This window comes from Gilliamella sp. B2911 (genome assembly GCF_026536965.1).
In the GTDB taxonomy this organism is placed as follows: domain Bacteria; phylum Pseudomonadota; class Gammaproteobacteria; order Enterobacterales; family Orbaceae; genus Gilliamella; species Gilliamella apicola_E.
Genome location: NZ_JAFNNA010000030.1, coordinates 1 through 1,275 on the forward strand (window position 1 = coordinate 1; position 1,275 = coordinate 1,275).

The window sequence follows — 1,275 nt, forward strand, 5'->3', positions numbered from 1 at the left end:
AACGGTACATTATCAACTCGTTACGGATTTCCTAATCGTAGTACTTTTAATGCCAGTAATGTGACTTATTACGTTAATCCTAAGGTTGAGCCTGTGGTTTGTTTTGTCAGACCAGGTAGTTTGTCCTCGTGGCTTGGAAATTCGCCTTCAATGTGGGACCGTTCTAATGGTTTTTTCACTCAAGAAACAGACCCGTCACGTTACGGTCAAAACTTTCCTACAACTGGCGGTAATGGATTGTACTTTGATTTACTCATTAATGGTGTAAGTCAGCCATTGTCTTGGTCTCCTGTTTCTCTGGGTGGTATCACAGTCACAATGTCTAATCCTACTGCTACAAGCGTTCGCGTTACTTTAACTGGTCCTTACGCTACCCCATCCCAGCATAGTTCATCCAATTCTGGTCCTATTTCTAAACCTACTTTGCCTCAGACCTTCGAGTTGGTCGGTCGTGATACTAATGGTACTCCTGTCGTCAAATATGGTTTTACTTTGAAGACGTGGTTCGTCCACCGTGGTTCTAAGAAAGATACTCATTATAATACTTCATCTTGGTGTGATCGCATTGGTTATCGAATGTCTGGCGTAAGGGATTTAACCAATGCAGTTCGTACAGATGTAGTCGTACCTAGCGCCACCCCTTCCTCGCCGGGTAATTATTATATGCGTCATATTGGTGCTGGATTTGTCCCAGAGTGGGGTAGCATGGACCATTATTCAGACATTGACTTCAAAAACCTAGATTTGGTTTGGACTAATGACCTGAATGGTAGTGGCTATTTTGTCGTGTCCGTTAGGGGCGGTGGTGTTTTTTCCTACTCCAACTCCACCATCACCAACCACGGACTCTGCTCCCATCCTTAGTTTTTATTTCTTCGTCCATAATCTTTAGGGTGGGGGTGGGAGTGATAAAAAATAGTATTAAGCAATTAAAAGTAAGCTTCGAGTCAACGTCGTTTAGCCATAAAAAAGCGATTTTGTGGCTAAGCGACGCTTCAATTACCCGCCTAGGCGGGTTTATTTTTGAGGTTTTTTAGCAAAAAAAGTTGAGGAACGGGGTTTTTGGGGTGTTAAATTTCATTTAAAAATTATTAAATGATCCAAATCACTGAATTTCTAATTCTAAAGATTTGTAATCGCGATATATTTAATTAAAACAGTAGTTAATAAATTATAAATTAGATCTTCTCTAGATCCTATTTACAAAAGTTAACATAAATGAGCGAAAAAAAGTGTTGCATCGTGTTTTTCCAATCACTATACTTTTTACACGGT

Annotated in this window: 1 protein-coding gene; it reads left to right on the forward strand. The window is 40.0% G+C overall.

Annotated elements, in window-relative coordinates; translation table 11 throughout:
* Positions 1-864: hypothetical protein (locus J3U27_RS11555; RefSeq protein WP_267377506.1), on the forward strand; the 864-nt coding region annotated here is incomplete at its 5' end.
* Positions 865-1,275: the final 411 nt, after the last annotated feature.